This window comes from Nonomuraea sp. 3N208 (genome assembly GCF_052245935.1).
Classification (GTDB): domain Bacteria; phylum Actinomycetota; class Actinomycetes; order Streptosporangiales; family Streptosporangiaceae; genus Nonomuraea.
The window spans coordinates 1-23,260 of sequence record NZ_JBQQBR010000032.1; the positions used below are offsets into that span (position 1 = coordinate 1).

Annotated in this window: 22 protein-coding genes and 1 riboswitch; of the genes, 8 read left to right on the plus strand and 14 right to left on the minus strand. The window is 70.2% G+C overall.

Going from position 1 to position 23,260, the window contains the following annotated elements:
• A riboswitch (cyclic di-AMP (ydaO/yuaA leader) is annotated at positions 1-120 on the minus strand. This riboswitch is flagged as partial in the annotation.
• 272 nt (positions 121-392) lie between these two features.
• Positions 393-1,514 (minus strand): NAD(P)/FAD-dependent oxidoreductase, encoded by a 1,122-nt coding sequence (locus ACTWPT_RS39340; protein ID WP_443182607.1) that lies wholly within the window; start codon positions 1,512-1,514, stop codon positions 393-395.
• 97 nt (positions 1,515-1,611) lie between these two features.
• Here ACTWPT_RS39340 and ACTWPT_RS39345 point away from each other — a divergent pair, with 97 nt between their 5' ends.
• Complete coding sequence (locus tag ACTWPT_RS39345; protein WP_443182608.1) at positions 1,612-1,956, plus strand: winged helix-turn-helix transcriptional regulator; 345 nt, start codon at positions 1,612-1,614, stop codon at positions 1,954-1,956.
• Between the two features lie 140 nt (positions 1,957-2,096).
• Positions 2,097-3,638, plus strand: coding sequence for a protein kinase domain-containing protein (locus ACTWPT_RS39350; protein WP_443182609.1), 1,542 nt, complete (start codon positions 2,097-2,099; stop codon positions 3,636-3,638).
• Positions 3,639-3,665: 27 nt separating this feature from the next.
• Here the strand turns inward: ACTWPT_RS39350 and ACTWPT_RS39355 are convergent, their stop codons facing one another.
• Positions 3,666-4,271, minus strand: coding sequence for a hypothetical protein (locus ACTWPT_RS39355; RefSeq protein ID WP_443182610.1), 606 nt, complete (start codon positions 4,269-4,271; stop codon positions 3,666-3,668).
• 143 nt (positions 4,272-4,414) lie between these two features.
• Here ACTWPT_RS39355 and ACTWPT_RS39360 point away from each other — a divergent pair, with 143 nt between their 5' ends.
• Together ACTWPT_RS39360 and ACTWPT_RS39365 are read left to right on the plus strand one after the other, a co-directional pair.
• Positions 4,415-5,560 carry a sensor histidine kinase gene (locus ACTWPT_RS39360; RefSeq protein WP_443182611.1) on the plus strand — a complete coding sequence of 382 codons (1,146 nt, stop codon included), beginning with the start codon at positions 4,415-4,417 and terminating at the stop codon, positions 5,558-5,560.
• Complete coding sequence (locus ACTWPT_RS39365; RefSeq protein ID WP_443182612.1) at positions 5,557-6,207, plus strand: response regulator; 651 nt, start codon at positions 5,557-5,559, stop codon at positions 6,205-6,207. The genes ACTWPT_RS39360 and ACTWPT_RS39365 overlap by 4 nt, the downstream gene beginning before the upstream one ends.
• Before the next feature lie 64 nt (positions 6,208-6,271).
• Here the strand turns inward: ACTWPT_RS39365 and ACTWPT_RS39370 are convergent, their stop codons facing one another.
• Complete coding sequence (locus ACTWPT_RS39370) at positions 6,272-6,688, minus strand: hypothetical protein (protein WP_443182613.1); 417 nt, start codon at positions 6,686-6,688, stop codon at positions 6,272-6,274.
• A gap of 18 nt (positions 6,689-6,706) precedes the next feature.
• The gene (locus ACTWPT_RS39375; protein ID WP_443182614.1) at positions 6,707-7,345 is read right to left on the minus strand and encodes a hypothetical protein; all 639 of its coding nucleotides are present in this window, start codon (positions 7,343-7,345) and stop codon (positions 6,707-6,709) included.
• Positions 7,346-7,586: 241 nt separating this feature from the next.
• Here ACTWPT_RS39375 and ACTWPT_RS39380 point away from each other — a divergent pair, with 241 nt between their 5' ends.
• From ACTWPT_RS39380 to ACTWPT_RS39390, 3 genes are all read left to right on the plus strand, one after another.
• Positions 7,587-8,591, plus strand: coding sequence for a nucleoside hydrolase (locus ACTWPT_RS39380; RefSeq protein ID WP_443182615.1), 1,005 nt, complete (start codon positions 7,587-7,589; stop codon positions 8,589-8,591).
• A 150-nt stretch (positions 8,592-8,741) separates the two neighbouring features.
• The gene (locus ACTWPT_RS39385; RefSeq protein WP_443182616.1) at positions 8,742-9,158 is read left to right on the plus strand and encodes a hypothetical protein; all 417 of its coding nucleotides are present in this window, start codon (positions 8,742-8,744) and stop codon (positions 9,156-9,158) included.
• Positions 9,159-9,348: 190 nt separating this feature from the next.
• The gene (locus ACTWPT_RS39390; RefSeq protein ID WP_443182617.1) at positions 9,349-11,043 is read left to right on the plus strand and encodes a glycosyl hydrolase family 28-related protein; all 1,695 of its coding nucleotides are present in this window, start codon (positions 9,349-9,351) and stop codon (positions 11,041-11,043) included.
• Positions 11,044-11,116: 73 nt separating this feature from the next.
• Here the strand turns inward: ACTWPT_RS39390 and ACTWPT_RS39395 are convergent, their stop codons facing one another.
• On the minus strand, positions 11,117-12,928 hold the full coding sequence (locus ACTWPT_RS39395; protein WP_443182618.1) for a pectinesterase family protein: 1,812 nt from the start codon (positions 12,926-12,928) through the stop codon (positions 11,117-11,119).
• Between the two features lie 297 nt (positions 12,929-13,225).
• On the opposite strand from ACTWPT_RS39395, the gene ACTWPT_RS39400 reads away from it, so the two are divergent.
• The gene (locus ACTWPT_RS39400; protein ID WP_443182619.1) at positions 13,226-14,665 is read left to right on the plus strand and encodes an RICIN domain-containing protein; all 1,440 of its coding nucleotides are present in this window, start codon (positions 13,226-13,228) and stop codon (positions 14,663-14,665) included.
• Positions 14,666-14,668: 3 nt separating this feature from the next.
• On the opposite strand, the gene ACTWPT_RS39405 is transcribed toward ACTWPT_RS39400, so the two are convergent.
• From ACTWPT_RS39405 to ACTWPT_RS39445, 9 genes are all read right to left on the minus strand, one after another.
• Positions 14,669-15,865 (minus strand): MFS transporter, encoded by a 1,197-nt coding sequence (locus ACTWPT_RS39405; protein WP_443182620.1) that lies wholly within the window; start codon positions 15,863-15,865, stop codon positions 14,669-14,671.
• 90 nt (positions 15,866-15,955) lie between these two features.
• The gene (locus ACTWPT_RS39410) at positions 15,956-16,333 is read right to left on the minus strand and encodes a hypothetical protein (RefSeq protein ID WP_443182621.1); all 378 of its coding nucleotides are present in this window, start codon (positions 16,331-16,333) and stop codon (positions 15,956-15,958) included.
• Position 16,334: 1 nt separating this feature from the next.
• Complete coding sequence (locus ACTWPT_RS39415; RefSeq protein ID WP_443182622.1) at positions 16,335-17,906, minus strand: AMP-binding protein; 1,572 nt, start codon at positions 17,904-17,906, stop codon at positions 16,335-16,337.
• Positions 17,907-17,916: 10 nt separating this feature from the next.
• The gene (hcaB, locus tag ACTWPT_RS39420) at positions 17,917-18,741 is read right to left on the minus strand and encodes a 3-(cis-5,6-dihydroxycyclohexa-1,3-dien-1-yl)propanoate dehydrogenase (RefSeq protein WP_443182623.1); all 825 of its coding nucleotides are present in this window, start codon (positions 18,739-18,741) and stop codon (positions 17,917-17,919) included.
• Positions 18,738-19,571, minus strand: coding sequence for an alpha/beta fold hydrolase (locus ACTWPT_RS39425; RefSeq protein ID WP_443182624.1), 834 nt, complete (start codon positions 19,569-19,571; stop codon positions 18,738-18,740). The genes hcaB and ACTWPT_RS39425 overlap by 4 nt, the downstream gene beginning before the upstream one ends.
• 12 nt (positions 19,572-19,583) lie before the next feature.
• Complete coding sequence (locus ACTWPT_RS39430; protein ID WP_443182625.1) at positions 19,584-20,147, minus strand: 3-phenylpropionate/cinnamic acid dioxygenase subunit beta; 564 nt, start codon at positions 20,145-20,147, stop codon at positions 19,584-19,586.
• A 60-nt stretch (positions 20,148-20,207) separates the two neighbouring features.
• A complete protein-coding gene (locus tag ACTWPT_RS39435; protein WP_443182626.1) occupies positions 20,208-21,494 on the minus strand; it encodes an NAD(P)/FAD-dependent oxidoreductase in 1,287 nt (428 codons plus the stop codon).
• Positions 21,491-21,826 carry a non-heme iron oxygenase ferredoxin subunit gene (locus tag ACTWPT_RS39440; RefSeq protein WP_443182627.1) on the minus strand — a complete coding sequence of 112 codons (336 nt, stop codon included), beginning with the start codon at positions 21,824-21,826 and terminating at the stop codon, positions 21,491-21,493. Before ACTWPT_RS39440 ends, ACTWPT_RS39435 begins: the two co-directional genes overlap by 4 nt.
• Positions 21,823-23,145, minus strand: coding sequence for an SRPBCC family protein (locus ACTWPT_RS39445; RefSeq protein WP_443182628.1), 1,323 nt, complete (start codon positions 23,143-23,145; stop codon positions 21,823-21,825). The genes ACTWPT_RS39440 and ACTWPT_RS39445 overlap by 4 nt, the downstream gene beginning before the upstream one ends.
• Between the last annotated feature and the right edge of the window lie 115 nt (positions 23,146-23,260).

Consider the following 23,260-nt stretch of genomic DNA (forward strand, 5'->3'; position numbering starts at 1 on the left):
GTTAGCTGACGGGTTCGGGCGTGGAAGTGCCCTACGGGGCGCTCGTGTTGAGCGCGCCGATTCACCCCAGAGAATTGGGTCCCCGGTTCCGCGTGATCGCGAATTCGGCGGCCGCGTCCCTCACGAACCTGAATGTCCGTGCTGGTGAGACGCGGTCTCGGCAAAACGAAGGGCGCTAACGCGGCATGAATGTTGCCTGGCGTACGCCCTGAGTCCTTAAACGTAAGCGAACGGCATAGAAAGATGCAAACCAGGATGGGGATAAGGCACAAGAATGCCCTATCTCGTAGGCGATCGGGGCGAAATTCTTTACCTACTCCCCCCATGGCCAACGGCGCGTCGCCTGTTTGGCAGGCGACGCGCCGCGCATCGGCAAAGACGCTCAGGCTCAGTCAGCCGGGCCGGCCGGCCGGCTCGGGCGCGTCGAAGGAAGCGGTGCTCCGCTCGACCAGCATGGCGCGACCCTTGATCTCGGCGGTGGCCTCGGATCCCACGATGCCGTCGTATCCGGGCAGCTGGCCGGCGCCGCCCTCCGGTCCGAGCGGGACGAGGATCAGGGCCGGTTGCGGCTCGTACGGGGTCGGCTCGCCGTCCCCGGTGATGTGCACGCGGATGTTCTTGGCGAGCAACTCGCCCTGCATGCCGGCGAAGCCCGCCATGTTCCGGTCGGCGTCGGCGATGTCGCCGATGGCGTAGACGTGGTCCTGCCCCCGCACCCGAAGGTACTCATCCACCGTCAGGTACCCGGCGGCGTCGCGGGCGTCGGCGAGCGAGCCGCGCAGGTAATCGGTGTGCAGGGTGACGCCGAAGCAGCGGAACCAGATGTCGGCCGTGAGCTTCTCGCCGGTTTCCGTGGCGACCGCGACGGGCGCGGCCGTGGCCGGCGCGACCGTGGGCAGCTCCTGGAGCGGGCTGCCCAGCTTGAGCTCGACCCCGAGCTTGTCCAGCTGCGCCCGTAGCTCCTCGCGCAGCGCCTGGTCGTAGGGTCCGGCCAGGATGTCGGGCGCGACGTCCGTGATCGTGACGTGCTTGCCGGGGAAGGCCGCCTTGATCTCTCCGGCGAGCTCGAGGCCGACGGGACCGGCGCCGATGAGCAGAACCCGCTGCGCGCCGGCCAGCGCCTCGTGCGCCTCCCGGATCCTGGCCTTGGCGGTCTCGGCGGCCGAATCGGTGACCTTGGCGGGGAACGGATACGCCGACCCGGTGGCCAGCACCAGGTAGTCCGGCTCCAGCCGGGCACCCGAGGCGAGCATGACCTGCCGCCCGTCCACCGCGACGGCGCGGTCGCGCAGGAATCGGCCACGCGTCAGGAGCCGCCGGTAGGGCAGGAAGATGCGATCCAGCCACTCCGGCGCCACCAGCGCACGCAGTGAGGCCACGTTGTGTGTGAAGGAGTCGGAGGGGTCGACGAGCGTCACGTCGGCGACGTCGTCGAGCAGCTTGGCCACCTTGTGGCCGCCGTACCCGCCGCCCAGGACCGCCACCGTGGGGCGTGCACCAGCGCTATCAGTCATGCCAGTTCTCACTTCGCTAGGTTTGGAGATGTCGCTAGGTTAATCACATGGACTTCTAAAATCAAAGCGGCAGCGGATCTGCTAGTCTTGGGGCACTATGGCGACGGTCTCCAGCCATGACCTGGAAGAGTGCGAGCGCGGCGACGCGGCCCTGACGCGCGCCTTCGGCGTGCTCGGCAAGCGCTGGAGCGGCGTCGTGCTCGGTTGCCTCCGCCCCGGGCCGGCGGGCTTCCGCGAGATCTCCCGCGCGATCGGCCAGGTCAGCGACTCGGTGCTGTCCGACCGGCTCTCCGAGCTGACCAAGATGGGGCTCATCGCCCGCGCCGTCGAGGCGGGGCCGCCCGTCAGCGTCTCCTATGAGCTGACCGCCAGCGGCAGGGCCCTCATGCCCGCGTTGGATGAGATCGCCCGATGGGCACAGGAGCACCTGCCGGAGGAGTGAGCAGGACACGGCGCCCATGAGGTGCGCAAGCTCGTGGTGCATGGTGACGTCACCACGAATCTGACCGCCTGTCAGATAGGTGAGCCAATGGCGGCGCCCCTCTGCTACGATCTTGAGCCTCTTGACTGGCTGGAGGCTTGGTGGCCGAGGTGTTGGCCCTGTTAGCTGAGGATCCCAGGGCGGTCGGGCCCTACAGCCTGGAAGGGCGGCTCGGCGTTGGCGGGCAGGGCACCGTCTACGTGGGGCGAGGCGGCGACGGCGTGCTCGTGGCGGTCAAGCTGCTGCACCCGCACCTGATGGCCGACCATCGCGCGCAGCAACGCTTCCTGCGCGAGGTGGAGACGGCCAAGCGGGTGGCGCCGTTCTGCACGGCCCAGATGCTCGACTTCGGCTTCGTCGGGGGCAGGCCGTACATCGTCAGCGAGTTCATCGACGGGCCGTCGCTGCAGAGCGCCGTGCAGGACCACGGACCACGCGGGGCGGCCGCCTTGCAGCGGCTGGCGATCAACACCGCGACCGCCCTGGCGGCCATCCACGAGGCAGGGGTGGTCCACCGCGACTTCAAGCCCGGCAACGTGCTGCTCGGGCCCGACGGGCCGGTCGTCATCGACTTCGGCATCGCCCGCGCGCTGGACCTCAGCCAGTCGGTCGTCAGCAGCCAGCCCATCGGCAGCCCCGCCTACATGGCGCCCGAGCAGATCGCCGGCGGCGACGCCGGGCCTGCGGCCGACCTGTTCGCCTGGGGCGCGACCATGGTCTACGCGGCCACCGGGCAGCGGGCATTCGTCGGCGAGTCCATCCCCGGCATCCTGCACGCGATCCTGCAGGGCGCGCCGGACCTCCGCGGGCTGGAGGGGGCGCTGCGGGCGCTGCTGGAGGATTGCCTGGCCAAGGACCCAGCCCAGCGGCCCATCGCCACCCAGGTGATCGAACGCCTGCGCGCTCTTCCCGCCCCCGCCTGGCACGGCGTTCCGGACGCCCGCTCGGCGGGCCACGGTGTCCCGGACGCGCCCGGTGTCCCCACCGCTCCTGGAGCCGCCGTTACGGGCGGCCCTGCCGCACCTGCTCAGAAAGCAGGCGGCCGGCGGGGCGGCCTGATCATGGGTACGGCGGGCGCGGCCCTGCTCGTCGCCGCGGGGACCGGCTACTTCGCCTTCGCGCCCAGCCTCACCGGCACCCAGGTGGCGGGGGCGACCTCGGCGGCATCGCCACCCGTGGCTTCGCCGTCCGCTGCGCCTCACACCAGCGCGCCAGGAACGCGGGACACGCCCACTCCAGGGGCCACCAAACGGTCGCAGTCGGCCAAGGTGGTGCCGAGCACGAGCGCCGTCCCGCGCAGCACGCCGAGCCGGACCCGCAAGTCGCCGCGCAGCCAAGTCCCGGCCGAGCCCACCACCACGCCGACCCGCAAGCCCGTAGCCAAAGCGACCAAGACCACGCCGCCCCCGAGCGACGACCCGCCCGCGCCCTCCCAGGGCGCCGTCGTCTTCAACGACGCCCATGACTACTGCGCGGCGCAGGGGCAGAACATGGCCTACGGCACCTGGGACAGCCTGTGGTGCCTCGGGGGCACGAAGATCACCGCGACGACGGTGTGCCAGTGGAAGTACCCGGGCCGCAACGCGGTCGCCGAGCAGCCGGCGAACGCGGCGGTGACCGAGGTGACCTGCCGGTTGTCCTGACGCGCTGGTCGCCGCACACGGCGGGCGTCAGCTGGTTCGCGTTCCGTGCGGGCGCCGGTCGGCAGCCATGCTCTCACTACCGGGCTCTCGGCCCAGCGGGGCGAGCCCCGTGAGGCTGAGCAGGGCGCTGAGCGGGAGGAGATCCTTGCTGGCGACCACGACGCCGACGCCGAGCGCGACGAGCGCCGGACTCCACCAGCCGATGCGCCCGGCGGCGGCCTGCATGACGACCAGGACGACCAGGCCGATGTAGAAGAACGTCGGCACCACGGTGTAGAAGGCGGGCAGCACGCCCGGAACCTCTTGGATCCGGTCGAAGAGCGCGCCCATCTCCTGCCGGTCCGCCGCGAGGAAGCCGACGACCAGGTCGATGCCGAACTGGACGGCCCCGGCCGCGACGCCGAGCAGCGCGAACGCCGCGACCGCGGCCGCGGCCCGCCGGTTCCTCGCCCTGCGGGCGAGCTCGAGGATGAGCGGCACGAACAAGGCCAGGGCGGTGAGGAAGGCGAGGTGGCCCGCCGTCCACGCCAGGCCGGGCCCGTGGGAGCCGTCGAGCCCGTCGAGTATGCGGACCAGGCCGTAGATCAGGACGAGGACGGGAGCGAGGACGAATGACTTCGCAGTGAGATTCATACCGACAGAGTCGGCTCCCGGCCGCCACATGTGATCACCGGCGGGGGCGATCCTGCTCCTCGGTCCGACGAGGGAGAGGCGTACCGGGAACTCCCCCGCGCTGGCGATGTGCTCGGGCGGGCGGGTGTGGTTTCTTGTCGTTCATGGTGCTTTTGGACCGGCTCCGTGCGCTGCCGCCTGCCCTGGTCGACCTCATGTTGACCATCGCCGTGCTCGCCGCGCAGCTCGCACCGTTCACGTCGGCCGAGCGGGAGTGGCCGATCGCGCTCCTGCTGCCCGTGCTCGTGGCCACGCTGCCGGTCCTGCTGCGGCGCCGCTTCCCGCTGACGGTGATGTTCGTCGTCATGATCGCGATCCCCTTCTACGACATCGTGGGGAACGGACCGAACCAGCCGATCTGGTACGGATGGCTGGTCGCCGTCTACACCGTCGCCTACACCTCGCCGCCCTCCCATCGGATGGTGGCCATCGTGGTCACGGCGGTGGGAACGCTGCTCCAATCGGTGTCGGTGGACACGTACGTGAGGGGACTGGCGACGTGGGTGGCGGCCTATGCCCTGGGCCGGGTGGCGACCCTGACCCGGCAGCAGTCTCTCGCGCTGCGGGAGCGGACGAAACGGCTGGAAAGAGAGCGGGAGTTGCTCGAAAGGGAGCGGGAGCTGGCCGCCGAGCGGGCGGCCCAGCACGAGCGCGCGAGGATCGCCAGGGACATGCACGACATCCTCGCCCACGCGGTCAGCCTCATGGTGGTCCAGGCGGAGTCGGGACCGCTCGCCGTACGCACCCGGCCGGAGCGTGCGGAGGCGGCGTTCGAGGCGATCGCCGCCAGCGGCAGAGACGCCATGGGGCAGCTGCGCAGGATGCTGGGGCTGCTCAAGGAGTCGGAGGGGTCGCGCGATCCGCAGCCCACACTGGCCCGCATCCCCGAGCTGGTCGGCCGGGTCGCCCAGGCGACCCTCACCGAGACGGGGACACCGCTCAAGTTGTCGCATGACGTCGAGGTCGCCGCGTACCGCATCGTCCAGGAGTCGCTCACCAACGTCGTCAAGCACGCGGGTGCGACGTCGGCGGAGGTTCACCTCGCGTGGGAGCAAGACGCGCTGCGGGTCACCGTGACCGATGACGGCCACGGCCCGCACCAGGCCGGCGCGGGCGGCCAAGGGCTGATCGGCATCAGGGAGCGGGCCACGGCGTGCGGCGGGGAGGCCACGTTCGGGCCCGCACCTTCAGGCCCGGGTTTCCAGGTCTCGGTACGGCTCCCGCACGGGCATGCGGAGGCGACCGGATGACGATCGAGGTGGTGGTGGCCGACGATCAGGAGCTGGTGCGTAGCGGATTCGCGCTGATCCTCGACACGCAGCCGGACATCTCCGTGGTCGCCGAGGCGGGCGACGGCCGCGCGGCGATCGAAGCCGTGCGCGAGCACCGGCCCCAGGTGCTTCTCCTCGACATTCGCATGCCGCACATGAACGGCATCGACGCCGCCCGGGTGGTGTGCGCGGAGACGGACACGCGCGTCCTCATGCTGACCACCTTCGACCAGGACGACTACATCTACGACGCCCTCCACGCCGGGGCGAGTGGCTTCTTGCTCAAGGACGTGCGCAGGGACGACCTGGTACACGCCGTCCGGGTGGTGGCCGCCGGGGAGGCCTTGCTCGCACCGGCCGTGACCCGCCGGCTGATCGACGACATGGTGTCCAAGCGGCCCAGGAGACGACCTGTCGGGCTCGACCTCCTCACCACCCGGGAGCGGGAGACGCTGACGCTGCTCGGTCGCGGCCTGTCCAACGCGGAGATCGCCGCGGCGTTCGTCGTCAGCGAGCACACGGTGAAGACCCACGTCAGCAACGTGTTCGCCAAGCTGGCAGTCAGGGACCGGGTGCAGGCGGTCATAGCGGCTTACGAGTCGGGTCTGATCCAGCCGGGGGGTTGAAGCCGCCCCGGCTCCCGGCTGGTACGGATCGACCGGCCGGGAGCCGAGACGGCAGCGGAGAATCTCAGGAGACGGTCAGGTAGAACGCGGCGTCGGCAGCGTATCCGTGGGCGGCGTGGCTGCGGACGGCGAGGGTGTGGAACCAGTCACCGCCGCACGTACGGGCCCCGCGCTCCACGGACAGCGAGCGGGGGTACCAGTATCGGCCCACGGACCTGGCGTAGAGCGCCGCACCGCGCAGGTCGACGCCGGGCTCCACGACGACACAGTAGGTTCCCGGGTACGCTCGCCAGACGTCGACGATGTTCCTGCTCCTCATTATCGACCCGTCCGCCCTCACCATGGCCGAGGCCTGGGTATACGTGCCGTGCGTGCCGTGCATGCCGTGCGGGCCGTGCGGGATGTCCGCGCGGGCGGCGGCCGGCGTCAGGACGGCGGTTGCGGCGAGCGCGAGTGCGGAGATGCGCTGGATGGTCTTCATGTCGGTGTTCCTTCCTGGTCAGGCGATGACGAGATCGAAGCTGCCGTCGGCGAGACGTCCGGTGCTGGGGTTGTAGACGTTGACGGTGACGGTGTTGTGCTGGCCGCAGGTCGCCCACGGGCTCCCGTAGACCGGCGGCGCGTGCCTGTGGCCCGGCGCTGTGTACCTGTGGCCCTGCGCCGCGTACCTGTGGCCCGGCGCCGCGTAGCTGTGGCCCGGCGCCGCGTCCCGGTTGCCCGGCGACGCGTCCCTGTGGCCCGGCGCCGCGTCCCGGTTGCCCGGCGACGCGTCCCAGTTGCCCTGCGACGGGTTCCTGTAGATCGGCGACGGATGCCTCTGGACCGGCGACGGGTTCCTGTAGACCGGCGACGTGCTCCCGTAGACGACGTGGGCGAGTCGCAGCGCCTCGCGGGAAGCGACCTGCATCAGCGAGTGGGTCACATCCACCCTGGGCGCGACCTGGACGCAGTACCGGCCGAGGCCGGCCCGCCATGACCTGATGACGTTCTTGCCGCTGGTGAGCGTGCCGTCGGCGTCGACGATCGCCGCAGCTCGTGCGTACGAGGACCTGATGTCGGCCTGAGCGGCTGGGCCGGTGGCCATTACGAGACCGGTGGCGGCCAGCGTGAGGCCGGCCGCGAGCATGCCACGAAGCATGGAAGTTCCTCTCGATCACATACGGATAAGAGCCATGACAGAAAGTAAGCTCGTGGAGGCCTTCGCGGACGCGAGCCACCCCGCATCGGAGATCCAAAGATTCTTGGTCGGTCGCATCCGAACCAGTGGCCTGTACCGAGCGTCGCGACCGCCTCCTTCGCGACCGCTCGGCCCGCCGTTCCAGGGCCTTGGCCGTTGGAACGCGCTTTACTCCAGGCGACTGCGCGGGCACAAAGGCAGGGTGAAAAGAATCCTGCTCTCCCTCGTCCTCGCCGCGGCGACGCTTGCAATGCTGCCTGTGGCGGCCCATGCTCGTCCGCCTGCGATCATCTTCGACACCGATATGGACTTCGACGACGCTGCCACGCTGGCCTACCTCGCTCAGGAGCACAAGGCCGGCCGCATCGACTTACGCGCCATCACGGTGACGAACAACGGCGCCGGCTTGCCGGGCCGGGCGATCCGGCACGCGAGGTGCCTGGCCGAGCGCCTTGGCCTGCGGAACGTGTGGATCGCCGACGGGTCGGGCACGGCGCCCAACTCCTTCCCCGCCGAGCTGAGGCAACTCTTCGACAGAGTGCTCACGGCAGCCACGCCCGGGTGCGCCGGCGACGAGACGCCGTCGAGGCTGCGTGCCCCGGAGCTGATCAGAAAGGTGCTGCGCGACGATCCTTCGGCTCAGATCATCGCCACCGGCCCGCTCAGCAACCCGGCCGCCGCCCTTCCGTCCTCCGCCTCCCGCCTGACCTCGATGGGCGGAGCCGTCAAGGTGGCCGGGAACTTGTGCTGCGGCACCCCGCCGGAATTCGACGGAACCCAGGAGTTCAACTACTGGCTCGATCCCGCTGCCGCACGGGCGGTGCTCACCCAGAGCCGGGGGACCGTGCGCATGGTCCCGCTGGACGCCGCCAACGAGGTGCCCATCACCAGCGTGTTCCTGGATCGGCTCGGCGCCGACCACCGCACTCCGGCCGCCGGCACCGTACTGGAGATCGTCACACATCCCGAGGTCCAGCCCCTGATCGCGGACGGCCTCCTCTACTGGTGGGATCCCCTTGCCGCGATGAGCGCCATCCGTCCGGGGCACGTCGAGTTCACCTCTGGACGCATCGACGTGGTGCTGGACGGTCCCTCAGCCGGGCGCACGTTCCTGTCCCCTTCCGGACGCCTGCTCGGGTACGGCACAGCGGCCGACACCGCCGCGTTCGAGCAACGCTTCCTCGACACCCTCAACGGCCGGACCTAGCGAAGCCGCATCGCGAACGACGCGATACCACGCCCGACATCTCGGCATATAGGCCAAGAAATGTTGACCTTTGCGCTTTCCTGATGGTTAATCGAGAAGACTGTGCCGCTTTCAACGGGGGAAGCGGCTGTTCATGGCCATGGGGGAAACATGACCAAGCGTCTTGTCGGCATGCTCTTAACGGCTGCCGTCGCGACGGGGGTGCTCGCGGCGACGCCGGCGGCGGCCTCGGCGTCCGAGACAGCGACGACGGCTCGTCCGCATCTGCTCACCTACAAGATTTACTTCGGTAAGTGCGAGGACACCTGCCGCATCAAGGTACGGATCAAGAACGTCTCCCGCCAGAGGCTCTACGACGTCAGCCTGAACGCCCGGCTCTGGGTCAACGGCAAGAAGGTCGGAGCCTGCTACGACTACGTCGGCGGCGTCCGCGCCAAGGGAGTCCGCTGGGCCGGGTGCACCGTACGGTCGGCGAAACTCGCCCAGATGTGGACCCGCTACCTCGACGGCGAGATCGACTTCGACTTCGAGACCAGGACCAACGTCCACTACGAGTACTACTCGTAACCAGCGAGCCAGGGGCCGATCCCGTTCGGCCCCTGGCCGTCGGGGAAACACGTCCGACGTATCGCAAACCTCGCCAGTGCCAGGCATGCGACATTCCTCTGCTCTAGCCTGTTGACAGTCCTGACTTTCTGTGGGATCACCATCAAAAGATCCCATCTTTGAGTGGAGTGCTCGACCCCCGAGGAGCACCATGCGTCAGGACCTTGCCAAGCTGAGCCGCCGGACGCTCGTCGGCGGCGCGGCGGCGGCCATCGCCGCGCCCGCGCTCGCGAGCGGAGCCGTGGCGGCGGCCGGACCCGCCCGCGCGTCGGGCCGGCCCGCGGACATGTCTGCCGCCCTGCTGGACCAGTGGGCGCAGGCGCCCGGATCCCACCCTTTGATACCCGACATCTCCCGTGCGGGTCACCGCCTCGGGGCCCGTCCGCCGCGACCGAACGTGGTGACCCGGGTGACCGACCACGGCGCCCGCGCGGACGGGACGACGGATTGCGCCCCGGCGTTCAACGCGGCGCTGCGCGCGGCCGGCGAACGGGGCGGCGGTGTGGTGCTGGTGCCACCCGGCACCTACCTGCTGTCGTCGCCGGTTTTCGTGCACTGGTCCAACGTCGTCCTGCGGGGCGCCGGGCGCGACGCCACCGTGCTGCACTTCACCCGGACGCTGGACGACGGTTACCGGCCGGCCCGGCAGTCCAATGGGAACAGCCGCTGGTCGTGGACCGGCGGGCAGGTGTGGTTCATGGCGGCCGAGCGGCGGGCCCGCTCGGAAGCCGAGGACTTCGCCGGCACCGAGGGCTGGCTGCTCGGCGACACCCTCGCGGAGGCCGGCGCCGCCTCCCGCGGCCAGCGCACGCTCCTGGTCTCCGGCACCAGCGCGCTGCGCGCGGGCGACATGGTGATGCTCGAGTGCGACAACCCGCCGGACGCGAGCCTCCTGTCCCATCTCGCCGGCGACATCGCCGGCACTCGCTCCTACGACTGGCCGCGCCGGGCGCCGCAGCTCGTCACCGGCTCCGGTGGACAGTACATTCAGTACTCCTCCCTCCAGTGGCCTGTCCGCATCGAGGCCGTCCTCGGCGACCGCCTCGTCCTCCTGGCCCAACCGCTCAAGTACGACCTGCGCCCCGGCTGGCCGGCCCGGCTGCGCGCGATCGGCCCGACCGTGCACGACAGCGGCGTCGAGCAGCTGACCATCCGCAACGAACTGGTCGCGATGACCGCGCACAACAAACACCCCGGCTCCAACGGGGTGTGCTTCCAGGCCGTGCACGACTGCTGGGCAAGCGACGTCCGCGTGGAGAACTGCGACCTCGGGTTCGGCTTCACCTACGCCAAGTCGACCACGCTCTCCCGAGTCGCGGTGGGCGGCCGGGCCGCGCACCACAGCTTCGCCTGCCGGATGCAGTCCCACGACAACCTCGTCGACGACTTCGAGATCGAGGCGTTCACCGTGCCGGTGCCGTCCGGCGCCGTCCACCACGGACTCAACGTGGAAGGGCTGTCGTCGGGCAACGTCTGGCGGCGCGGCCGGATGGCCGAGGGCACCTTCGACACCCATCGGGCGCTCCCCTTCGAGAACGCCAGGACCGACATCACCCTGGTGAACAACGGCCGCGTCGGCGGCTCGGCCGCGTCCGGTCCGCTGTTCGGGGCCCGGATCGCGCATTGGAACGTCCGGGTCACCAGCGGCAGCGCGTACGCCGTGACGATCGCCGACGTCGCCCCCCGCAGCGTGACGGTGGGCGTCCAGGGCACCAACGGCACCGCCGGCGAGCTGCCTCGGGACTTCACCGGCGATCTGGAGAATCTCCTTGTCGAGCAGGGCTCACGTCCCCGCGTCACCGACCTGTACGCCGCCCAACGTGACCGCACGCGGGAAAACGAATAGCGGCGCAGCCGCCTGGCCCGGCGGGACGCCGACCGCCGGGCCGCTCCATCTCCAGACAGAGTGAGTGGTGACGTCAGGTCCCGGACGGAAGAGTCCAATTCCGCAGGAAGGCCTGGACCGTGTACGCGCGGGCCTCGTCGTCGGTGAGCTGCGGCCGGTCCACCGTGACGGCCGCGCCGGGGCCGGTGTTGCGGTACTCGGCGAAGCGGCCCTCGCCCTCCCACGGGTCGTCCTTGACGTGCCCGCCCAGCCAGGAATCGCGGACGACGACCTGAGCTCCGACACCGGACCGTCCCAGGGAGATGGACTCGGCCGCATCGCCTTCCAGCCGGCTGCCGACGATGAGGACGGAGCCGCCCGCGGCCACGGTGCCGGCGCCGAGCGACTTGATCACGCAGCGGTCCAGGACGGCCGTGCCCGGACCGTGGACGATGTCCACGTCGCCTTCCACGTAGCAGTCCCGAAGGTAGGCCCGGCCGTCCGCCTGGTAGGTGCCCTCGTTGCCGAGGAACCGGGTGCCCGTGAAGGTGATCCGGTCACCGGCCGTCTGCACGGCGGGCGCCGGGCCCGCGGCGAGCGACTCGTCGTAGGCGTTCTGCAGCGTGACGCCCTCGACTGTGATGTCGCTGCCGAGCACGCCGAAGGTGGCGCTGCCGGCCGGTCCCCAGGTGCCGCCGTAGAACTTCTGACCGTTCGCGGGCAGCTCGTAGGTGATGACCACGTCGTCGGGGTCGCCGGTCGCGCCCTTGATCGTGAGGTCCCTGCGGCCCGCCCACACCCGGACCATCTCGCGGTAGACGCCCGGCTTGACGGTGATCACCGCGCCGCGCGGGGCCGCGCCGACGGCCGCCTGCACACTGCCGAAGTCGCCGGTTCCGTCGAGCGCGACGGTGATCCGCTGCGACGCGGGCCGCTCCCCGCCGAGCGGACCGGCGCCGCGGCTGACGATGGCGGGCACCCGGTCGGCGGGGTCGAGCCGGTAGGCGTAGTAGGCGAACGGGTCGAAGGCCGCGCCCACGTTGTCGCTGCGGCCCCACGTGCCGTCGAACACGTTGCCGCGCTGGACCACCTGCGCGGTCGCGTCCTTGGCCACGATCGGGTCGGGCACCGACCGGTAGAAGCTGTTCTCGACGACCAGCTTGCCGCTGCCGCGGATCATGGTGCCGTACATCGCGGTGTCCTGGACGTAGTTGTTGTACCAGTGCGCGGCCGCGGTGTTGTCGATGCTGGCGTTGCGCTGGTGTGTGCCGCGGATCCAGTTGTGGTGCAGGGTCACCTTGGTCACCACGTTCGGGGTCCAGCCGACGCCCACTGCCTTGTTGTGGTCGCTGAACACGTTCCAGGAGACGGTGACGTAGTCGCTGTCCTTGCGGATGTCGAGCAGGCCGTCCCCGGTCCTGGTGAAGTGGTTGTGGTCGATCCACACGTGGTGGGCGCCGTCCATCTGGACGCCGTCGTAGTCCTTGCTCTTGCCGTCCCAGTCGCCGGCGACGTAGGAGTCGCGGATGGTGAGGTTGCGGATGATGATGTTGTGCACGCCGTTGAGGAAGAACCCGCCCTGGACGATCTCGGCGCCCACGCCCTCGCCGACGATGCTCTTGTCGGAGGCCACCGCGATCTCCTTGCCGTAGGGCTCCATCTTGATCGAGCCCCTCACCTTGATCACGTACGGCTCCGCCGCCGTGGCGTACCGCTCCAGATCGGCCTGGTTGTCCACGGTCACGGTCGGGCCGGCGGCGCCCCCCGTGGTGCCGTCCACGCCGAGAGCGCTCAGCCCGGCGAACCCGTCGGCGCGTCCGGACCACGGCGTGTCCGCCGTGGCCGGGGACGGGACGGCCACCGTCAGCGCCACCGCGAGCAGCACAAGCAGAGTGGGGCGTTTCATCAGGAGCCTCCGGCTGGGGGTGCTATCGGTCGGAGGAAACGTTGCGGTAGCACGAACGCAACGTCAACGGCATGAAAACGCCCGCGAACCCTGCTAGCAGGCAGGATTCCCGCAATTTCGAAATTTTCGTGGCTGAGCAGTGAAAAGACCGGCCGCGCTCGCCGGACGGCCCGTCACGGGCTTCCGTATGAAAGTTTCATCCGCGACCATGGCTTTCCGGCCCGATCGCGGTTGTTGAGTTGACAGATCTCTTACGTGTGCTTCTTCCTCGGTGGCTACGAGGAAGGAGCACACGACATGTTCGTGCGCAAGCAGCACGCAGCAGGCGTTGTCCTGCTCACGGTGATCGCCTGGGGACTGGCCCCACCTGCGGCGCAGGCGGACACGCCCGTGCCGGGCGGGGTCTACCAGCTCAAAGTGACCAAGAGCGGCATGTGCCTGGACGTGGTCGGCGGCTCGATGGACAACGGCGCGTTGTTGCAGCAGTGGGGGTGCTCAGGTGCCGCCTGGCAGCAGTTCACCCTCCGCTCGGCAGGCTCGGGCGTCTACAACCTGGTCAACGTCAACAGCGGACGCTGCGTGGACGTCCCCAGCGGTTCCACGGCCTCAGGGGTACGCCTCCAGCAGTGGGGATGCGGCGACGGCACCAAGCCCAACCAGCAGTGGCGGCTGGCCGCGTCCGGTAGCGGCACGTACCAGATCGTCAGCGTCGCCAGCGGGCTGTGCATGAGCGATCAGGGCGCCTCCACCGCCTCGGGAGCGGCGATCATCCAGGAGACCTGCACCGCCAACACCAACAAACAATGGTTGTTCACCGCGGTCGGCGGACGCACCTGGTCCAACACCGCCGACGGCTTCGCCGCCACCAGCGGCAACGGCCTGACGACCACCACCGGCGGCGCGGCCGGCGCCACGGTCACCGTCACCACCTACGCCGACCTGGTCAGGTACGCCACTGCCGGCGCCCCCTACGTCATCAAGGTCGGCGGCCCGATCACCGTCACGCCATACGGCACCGAGATCAAGGTCACGTCCAACAAGACCATCGTCGGCGTCGGAACCAGCGGCCACATCGTCAACGGCGGCTTCTTCCTCGGCGCCGCCGTGAGCAACGTCATCATCAGGAACCTGACCATCCGCGACACCCGGATGGCCGACGACGACCCCGGCGACGACACCTACGACTACGACGGCATCCAGATGGACACCGCCCACCACATCTGGATCGACCACAACCACATCACCCGCATGAACGACGGCCTGATCGACAGCCGCAAGGACAACAGCTACCTGACCGTGTCCTGGAACGTCCTGGCCGACAACAACAAGACCTTCGGCATCGGCTGGACCGAGAACGTGACGGCGCGGATGACGATCCACCACAACTGGTTCCGCGGCACCAACTCGCGCAACCCCAGCACCGACAACGTCGCCTACGCGCACCTCTACAACAACTACCTGCAGAACGTCACCGGCTACGGCAACTACGCGCGCGGCGCCACCAAGATGGTGATCGAGAACAGCTACTACGACACGGTCAAGGACCCGTACTACAAGGACGACGCCGCCCAGTTGCGTCAGTCCGGCAGCATCGTGGTCAACTCGTCCGGGCAACAGGAGACCGGCGGCTCGGCCTTCACCCCGAGCTCGTTCTACTCCTACACCCTCGACCCGGCCGCCAACGTGCCGTCCCTGCTCAGGACGTACGCGGGACCGCAGACCAACATCGGCACCTGAGCCTCATCGGCGGGGCAGGCGGGCGATCAGCCCGGTGACGGCCAGCCCGGCGGCGCACATGCCGGCCAGGGCCCACAGGCCGGCGTCGAAGGAGCCGGTCGCCTCTTTGAAGGCGCCCAGCCCGTAGGCGAAGACCACTCCCCCGAGGTTGGCGCAGAAATTGCTGAACCCGGTGACCAGGCCCGCGTTCGCCGTGCCCACGTGCTGCAACGGCACGGCGAACAACGGCCCGAAGTAGAGCTGGAGGAAGACCGAGTTCACCGCGATCACCGCGACCACCGCAGGCAGGGCGTCCACGAACGGGATGAGGAAGATCGTGACGGCCAGCATGGCCAGGGACACGCCGACCACGGCCAGCGGACGTCCGAGACGGTCGGACACCCAGCCGCCGAGGAAGTTCGCCGGTGCCGTGACCGCCGCGCCGATGGCGACGACGGCACCGGCCACGCCGAGCGAGAAACCCTTGTCCTCGACGATGAGGCTCGGCAGCCAGAACCCGATCCCGGTGACCACCGCGAGCCGGACGAACTGGATGAAGCCGGCCAGCCACACGGCCCGGTGCGACAGGATCTCGCGGGCGTCCGCCCAGGTCGGCGGCTTCGCGTCGGCCTTGTGCGGGGCGGAGTCGCCGAGCTTGGCGAAGGCCAGCAGCACCAGCAGGCCGCTGGCGGCGAACATGATCATCAGCCAGCGCCAGCCCAGCGGGCCGACCAGCACCGGGCCGAGCGCATTGAGCAGGATGTTGGAGGAGAAACCGCCGGCGACGTACAGCCCCATGGCCGTCGCCCTGCGGTCCGCAGGGAACTGCCGGCTGATCAGCAGCAGCCCCGGCGCGAACACCAGCGCACGGAAGACGCCCGAGACCGCCTGATTGACCAGGAGCCAGCCGAAGGAGTCCAATAACGCGAACGTGATCGACAGCAGGTTGGTACCCACCAGCCCCACCACGAACAGCCGCTTGGTGTCGAACCGGTCGGACAGGTATCCGGACGGGATCTGCATGAGCGCGTACGTGAACGTGCCCGCCGCGGCCAGCAGCCCGGCCTGCGAAGGGCTGATCCCGAGGTCCTGTCTGATGAGCGGGAGGAACAACGCGACGCCGCCGAAGCAGAGGGCCTGCATGCTCTGGCACACGACGATCAACGTGCGATTGAGGACCGGCCCCCAGCTTCGTACCGGAGGATTCACGACCTCCGTCACCGCGCCCCCATCAGAGAGCGCCGTCATACATGCCTGCGTATGTCATCGACCACACTCTAGGATCCGCCCGGAGACGCGCCCACCCCCGGGTCAGCTGTCCGGTACGTGGTCGAGATCCGTGTCGGTCCTGGTCGCCCACCCGGGCTCGGCCACCAGGAGGCTGAGCTGCGCGTCGGCCAGGTCCACGTCGACGACGTACCGGAACCCGGCCGCCTCCGCGGCGGCGATCCGGGGCAGATCGCCTTCCTGGACGGCGTACACCACGCGGCGGCATCGCGGGTCGGCCACGCTCACGGCGTCGACCAGCGCCAGGAGGAGTTCGGTCCCGGCCCCGTCCACCTGCAGTTCCACGTCGTGGGCGGCCACGGGGTAGGCGTCGCGGAGCCGCCCCGCGGCGCAGCGCTCCAGCCGGACACGAGCACCATGCAGGGCCGGGGGGAGGCCGGGCACGGGCGGCACCGTGATCATGTCAGCTGTCCTCCTCGACCATGCGCCGGATGGCGATCTTCTCCAGCTTGCCTGAGGCGTTGCGCGGCACGTTCCGCACGACCTTGAGCAGCCTGGGCAGCTTGTATCTGGCCAGGTGCGCGGAGGCGTACTCCCGGACGTCCTCCAGCGTGAGGGTCACGCCCTCAGCCGGGGCCAGCACCGCGACGACGGTCTCGCCCCACTGCTCGTCGGGCGCGCCGACGACGGCCACGTCCACGACGCCCGGCATGGTGGCCAGCACCCGCTCCACCTCGGCCGGGTAGACGTTCTCCCCACCACTGATGATCATGTCCTTGAGCCGGTCGACGATGTACACGCAGCCGTCCACGTCGAGGTAGCCGATGTCGCCGGAGTGGAACCAGCCTTCCTCGTCGAAGGCGGCGGCGGTGGCCTCGGGGTTCTCCCAGTAGCCGGGGGTGACGTTGGGGCCGCGGACCACGAGCTCCCCCGCCTCGCCCGGCTTCAGCGGCTGGTTGGTGTTCGCGTCGACCACGCGTACCTCGGTGTACGGCATCGGGATGCCGGCGGAGCCGGCCTTCGTCAGAGTGTGCTCGGCGGGCAGGTGGGTGGCGAACGGCGCGGTCTCGGTGAGCCCCCACGCCTGCTGCAGGAGCACGCCGTGCGCCGCGTACAGCTCGATGAGCGCGGGCGGCACCGGCGCGCCGGCCACCACGATGCAGCGCAGCGGGGTGAAGTCCATGTCGAAGACGCCCGGGACCCGGCTGAGCGCGGCGAACATCGCGGCCACGCCGAACATCGAGTTGATCCGGTACGTCGCCAGGTCGTCGAGGAACCCGACCGGGTCGAAGGCGCGGCGGACGAGCACGGTGCCGCCACGCACGAGGGCCCGCAACGCGAAGCTGTTGAGCGCCCCGATGTGGAACAGCGGCGCACCCGCGTACGTGACGTCGCCACGCCGGGTGTCGAGGACGAAGTCCACGTTGACGGCGTTCCACCAGGCGTTGCCGTGGGTGAGGATGACGCCCTTTGGGAGGCCGGTGGTGCCGGAGGTGAACATCAGGATCGCGGGGTCGTCGAAAGTCTTCGCGACCACCGACGGCGTCGGCGCGGCCGCGGCGATCGGGCCGGACCAGGGCTCCCATCCGGGGACGCCGAAGGTGGCAGGCACCGCCGCGTCGTCGTCCACCAGGAGGAACCGGGTCAGCGCGGTGCCGTCGCGGACGTTCTCGACGAGTGCGCGGTGCCCCTCCTCGCAGACGATCGTGCGGGCGCCGCTCTTGTCGAGCACCCGCTCCAGCTCCGGCGCGGCGAGCCGGAAGTTGACCGGGACGAAGATGGCGCCGATCCGGAACGCGGCCAGCATGGTGACGAGGAAGGAGGCGCTGTTGAGTCCGAGGTAGGCGACGCGGTCTCCGTCCGTAACGCCGCCGTCGGACAGGACGGTCGCCAGCCGGGCCGCCTTGTCGTCGAGCTGGGCGTAGGTGAGGTCGCCGTCCGGGTAGCGGATGACGACGACGTCGGCGTGGTAACGGGCGTTCCGCGCGACCGCCGAGGCGGGATTGACGTCGACCGGGGGGTGGGGGTGGGGCACGATCGGCTCCTCAGAGGTGGTCGCCGCCGGCGGCGCGGGCGAAACCCCGAACGCCGATGCCGCCGTCGGCAGAGATCGCGTGTCCGGTGATGGGACCGCTCTGCTCGCGGGCCGCGAGCAGGACGTACGGTGCGGTGAAGTCGCGCGGGTCGATGCTGGAGTCGTGCAGCGGGATCGGCGGGCTTTCCCGTCTTCTGGCGAACGACGCCGCGATCGAGCGGTCGCCGAGCGCCAGCGACTCGGGGCCGCGCAGGTCGGTGTTCATGCCGCCGCAGGCGACGCCGTTCACCCGTACCTTGGGGGCGAGCTCGTAGGCGAGCTCGCGCATGAGACCGAGGCAGGCGTGCTTGCTCGCGGTGTAGAGCGGGCCGCCGCCGTTGACATGGAACGACGCGTTGGACAGCGTCATGACAATGCTGCCGCGGGTCTTGACCAGCTCCGGCCAGGCGGCCTCCGCGGCCAGCAGGTAGCCCTTGACGTTGATGGAGAAGACCTCGTCGAAGGCGGAGTCGATCTCCTTGGCGGACAGGCGGGTGAGCTGGCGCTGGTAGTCCCACACGCCGGCGTTCGCGACGAGGGTATCGAGCTTGCCGAACCGCTCGACCGTCTCGGCGACGGCGGCGTGCAGCGCCTCGCCGTCGCGGACGTCGGCGGTGACGGCGTGCATCCTTGCCGGGTCGGGCGCGGCGCTGATGACCTCGTCGAGCTGGTGCGGGTCGCGGCCGAGGATGGTCACGGACGCGCCCTCGGCGAGGAAACGCTCGGCGACGGCACGGCCGATGCCGGAGCCGCCGCCGGTGATCAGGGCGGCGTACCCGTCGAGCCAGCCGCTCATGTCAGGAACCCGGTGACGAGGTCCTCGAACTCGCGCTGCCGCTCCAGCTGCACCCAGTGGCCGCAGCGGCCGAACACGTGCAGCTGCACGTCGCGGATCTGCTTGAGCATGAGCTGGGCGCCGTCGAGGGTGATCGTGCGGTCGTCGCGGCCCCACAGCAGCAGCGTCGGCGCCTTGATCTTGTGCAGGTCCTTCCACAGCGGGTCCATGCCGCCGCGCTTGGCGAAGGCGGCGTTGTAGCGGTGGTAGAAGGCGATGTGGCTCTCGTCGAGCGAGGCCTCGTAGCGGCTCCTGACGACGTCCTCGCCGAACTGCCGGTGGTCGAAGACCATGGTGCGGATGAACGCGGCCATCTTCTTCTCGCTCGGCCCGCCGCCGTTGTAGTAGCGGAACATCTCCTTCTGCCCCTCGGTGGGCGTGGGCCCGAACGGCAGCCACCCGCCGCCGGGGGCCATCAGCACCAGCCGGGTGACCCGGTCGGGGCGCTCCTGCGCCATCGCGATCGCGGCGGCGCCGCCCAGGCTGTTGCCCAGCAGGTGGAAGGTGCCGATGCCGAGGGCGTCGAGCGCCTGGAAGAGGGCGTCCACAGTGATCTCGGTGATGGACCGCTTGTCCAGGTCCTCCTCGGCAGGGCGGTAGCTGCCGCCGAAACCGGGCTGATCGGGCAGCACGACGCGGAAGTGGCGGGCCAGCGCGGGCAGGTTCTGGTGGTAGTTGCTGACGCCGGACGCGCCGGGGCCGCCGCCGTGCAGCATCACCAGGACCGGGCCCTCGCCGGTCTCGGCGACGGCGATGTCGCCGAGGGTGGTGGTCACTACGTGGTGTTTCACGGGGGGTTCCCCTCAGAAGAAGGTGGAGATGTTCTTCGCCAGCAGGATGTTCTGGTCGAGCAGGATGGTCCGGCGGGCGACCTTGAGGCCGTCCGGGGTGCGGCGCAGGAGGTCGGTGCGGCTGCCGGCGAAGACGTTCTCCTCGCGTTCCAGCCGGTTGCGGTAGACCAAGAACGCCGAGCGTACATGCAGGTCATCGGTAGTGAAGCCGGGGTGTTCGGCGGGGTCGACGTGCCGGACCATCACGTTCGTCACCAGGTGGCGGGTCCGCGAAGGCGGGTCCTCGGCCCAGGCCATGCCGGAGTCGAAGCGGCGGATGCGCCAGGCCAGGCTCTCCTTGCTCTCGTCGTAGTAGGCGGCCTCGCCGCGCGCGGCCACCGACAGGGCCTGCTGGCGGCGCAGCCGGTTGGTGCGCGTGGGCATCCAGTAGTCGAGGTCGTCGGCGAGCAGGTCCAGCCAGTCGGCGTAGCGGCCGGCGTCGAGGAGGCCGGCCTCCTCGTAGTAGAACTGCTCGACCTCGAAGTGGGTGTCGCGGTCGGCACGCAGCCCGGCCCGCGCGTCGGTGGCAGTGCTCACGGTTTCATTCGATCCCTTCTGGAGGGTGGAGTGGAACGGGGTGTGCCGCAGGGCGGCACGTCAGCCGCGCAGCAGCGTGCGCAGGTTCGCGGACGGGTCGGACAGCCGCGCCGGGTCGGCCGGGATCCGGCGGTCGATCATGCGGCGGGCGGCCCGCACGGCGGTGGAGTCGTCGACCGCCGCGGCCGCGACGACCAACCCGTCACGCAGGCCGAAGACGGAGAAGGACGGGTCGTCGAACGAGCCGCGGACGACGACCTCATCGGCCGTCTCCATGTGGCCGGCGACCTCGACGTGGCGACCGTGCCGGTCCGTCCAGAACCACGGCGCGGTGGGCGCGGGTGCGCCGGTGCCGAGGATGGTGGCCGCCGCGCGGGCGCCGTCGTGCTGGGCCGCCTCCCAGTGCTCGGCCCGCGGCCCTTGACGGGTCCGCGCGCCGTCGCCCACCGCGAGCACGGCCGGGTTCGAGGTGACCTGGCCGGCGTCCACGAGGACACCGCGATCGACGTCGAGTCCGGCCGACTCGGCGAGAGCGGTCTGCGGTGTCATGCCGACGCCGAGCACGACCGCGTCGAACGTCAGCGACAGCTCGGCCGCCGCCGCAGCCGCTCCGCCGTGCGGCCTGCCGATGCCCAGCGCGTCCGCGTCGAACACCCGCGACGGATCCGCTGCCGCGGCCGCTGGGCCGGAGAAGCGGGCCACGATGCCGTCCGGCCGCTCCTCGAACGCCTCGACGCCTGCGCGGACGGTGGCGATGCCACGCGTAGCGTGCAGCCCATGAAGCCAGGCCGCCAGGTCGGTGCCGAGCGCGGCGGCCAGCGGCGCGGCGACCGGGTCGGCCAGCACGACGTCGCCGCCCAGGTCGACGGCGGTCGAGGCGACCTCGGCGCCGATCAACCCGGCGCCGACGACCAGGATCCGAGCGCCGGGGGTCAGCACGGCACGCAGCCGGTCGGCGTCCTGCGCCGTTCGCAGCACGTGCACGTGGTCGCCGCCGACGCCGGGGATCGGCGGGCGGGCCGCGCCGCCGCCGGTGGCCAGCACCACTCGGTCGGCGCGCAGCAGCAGGCCGCTCGCCAATTCCACCACGCCATCAGCCGGGCGCAGGGCGGCGACCGTGGACTCGTTGATCAGCCGTACGCCCTGCTCGTCGTACCAGTGTGGGGGCTGCAGGGCGAGCTGCTTGAGTTCCCTCGACCCGGCCAGGTACTCCTTCGACAGCGGCGGGCGGTCGTACGGGAACTCGCCCGCGTCGACCAGCGTGAGATCGCCGTCGAAGCCGCCCGCGCGCAGGGCCGCGACGGTGCTGACGCCGGCGACGCCGCCGCCGACCACCACGACCCTCATGGCGCTTGGTTCGGGAAGAGGTAGACCTCCCCATCGCGGACCTCGACCCGGTGCGGGCAGGTGCTCTTGGTGGCGGGCAAGCCCTGGACCTCGCCGTCCTTCAGGCAGAACCTGCTGGAGTGCAGCGGGCACTCCACGTAGCCGTCCTCGACCCAGCCGTCGGCCAGCGAGGCGTCCTCGTGCGTGCAGGTGTCGTCGAGCGCCCACACGCTGCCGTCGGTGTCGCGCAGCAGCGCGATGTCGTCGGCGGTGCCGGTGATCGCCTTGTCGATGGCGAGGCCCTCGCCCTCGGGGATGTCGTCCAGCGCCGCGACCCGGATTCCCTGAGTCATTTGTCCTCCTCGTGCCAGGCCGGGGTGGTCATGAGCTCGCGCCAGCGCGCGTAGAAGGCCCGGCCGGCGGCGTCGCTGTAGAGCTCGCTCGTCGTGCCGGGGTGGCGGCCGTCCTCGCGCTCGGAGCCGAGGCCCATCTGGTAGTTGAGCGGCACGTTGTTGGTGATGAAGCCGTGCGAGACGGCCTGCACCTCGCTCCAGTTCTCGCCGTCGTCCTGCTCGAAGATGCCGCTCGGGCCGAACGTGCGCAGGTTGTACAGGCGTTGCGCCTCGCGGACCTCGTGCGGCATGGACTTGTCGACGATCGTCCACGCCCACACCTCCATCCGGTCCGGGCCTTTCGGGTGCCAGATCCGGATGGAGCCGTTGACCGGCAGATAGGAGAAGTTGGGGAAGACGGTGGCGTGCCCGTTGGTCAGCGGCCCCTCGACGCGGGCGTCGCCGAGGCGTTCGCGCAGCGCGTCGTAGTCCATCCACTGGTGCACGGTCTTGGCATCGAAGCGGTTCCTCGGGTGCACCGGAAAGCCGGCGCCGTGGCCGTTCCGGCCGGCGTACTGGCGGCCGGTGCGGTGCACGATCTCGTCCTTGGGGCCCTTGCCGGTGGGCGAGAGCAGCATGAGTGCCGAGGCGTGGCTCATGTTGACGTGGTACCAGTCGGTGGCGAACTGCTCGGCCGCCAGCTTCCAGTTGCCCTCCAGCACCCACTTGTGCACGCCGCCCACGACCACCGTGCCCTCGTCGTCGTGGTCGAGCATCGCGTCCATGTACCACGCCATGTCGCCGAGCGACTCGCGCAGCGGCACCGGGTCCGGACTCCAGGTGCCGAAGATCAGGCCGTGGTAGTTCTCGACGTGGGGCACCTCGACCAGGCCCCACTCCCCCGTGTCGAACGACTCGGGGTAGCCTGCCTTGTTCGGCACGCTGACCAGCTTGCCTTCGAGGTCGTACGACCAGCCGTGGTACGTGCAGGTGAAGTTGCGGGTGGCCCCGTAGTCGGCGCGGCAGACGCGGGCGCCCCGGTGCCGGCAGGAGTTGAGGTAGGCGCGGACCCGCCGGCTGCGGTCGAGGGTGACGATGACCGGGTCCTCGCCCATGTAGGTGGTGAAGAAGTCGCCGGGCTTGTGGAACTGGTCGGCGTGCGCGAGGAACAGCCAGCTCGGCGCGAACACGCGGCGCAGCTCCTGACGGTAGATCTGCTGGTCGGTGAAGATGGCACGATCCACCAGCCCGCCCTCGGCATCGACGAGCCCGGAGACGTCGATGGTCCGCGCCAGCTCGGCCGGGCGCCGCAGGGCCCCGCGCGGGGGTTCGATGGTCATGGGGCCAGGTAACAGCCACGGACGCCCCGCGTGCCAACCATCGTTCCGCACGGCGGCACACGTCATGGCGAGGGGCCGCCGACCGTCCGACAGCCTGCTGCCGTGTCGCCAGGCA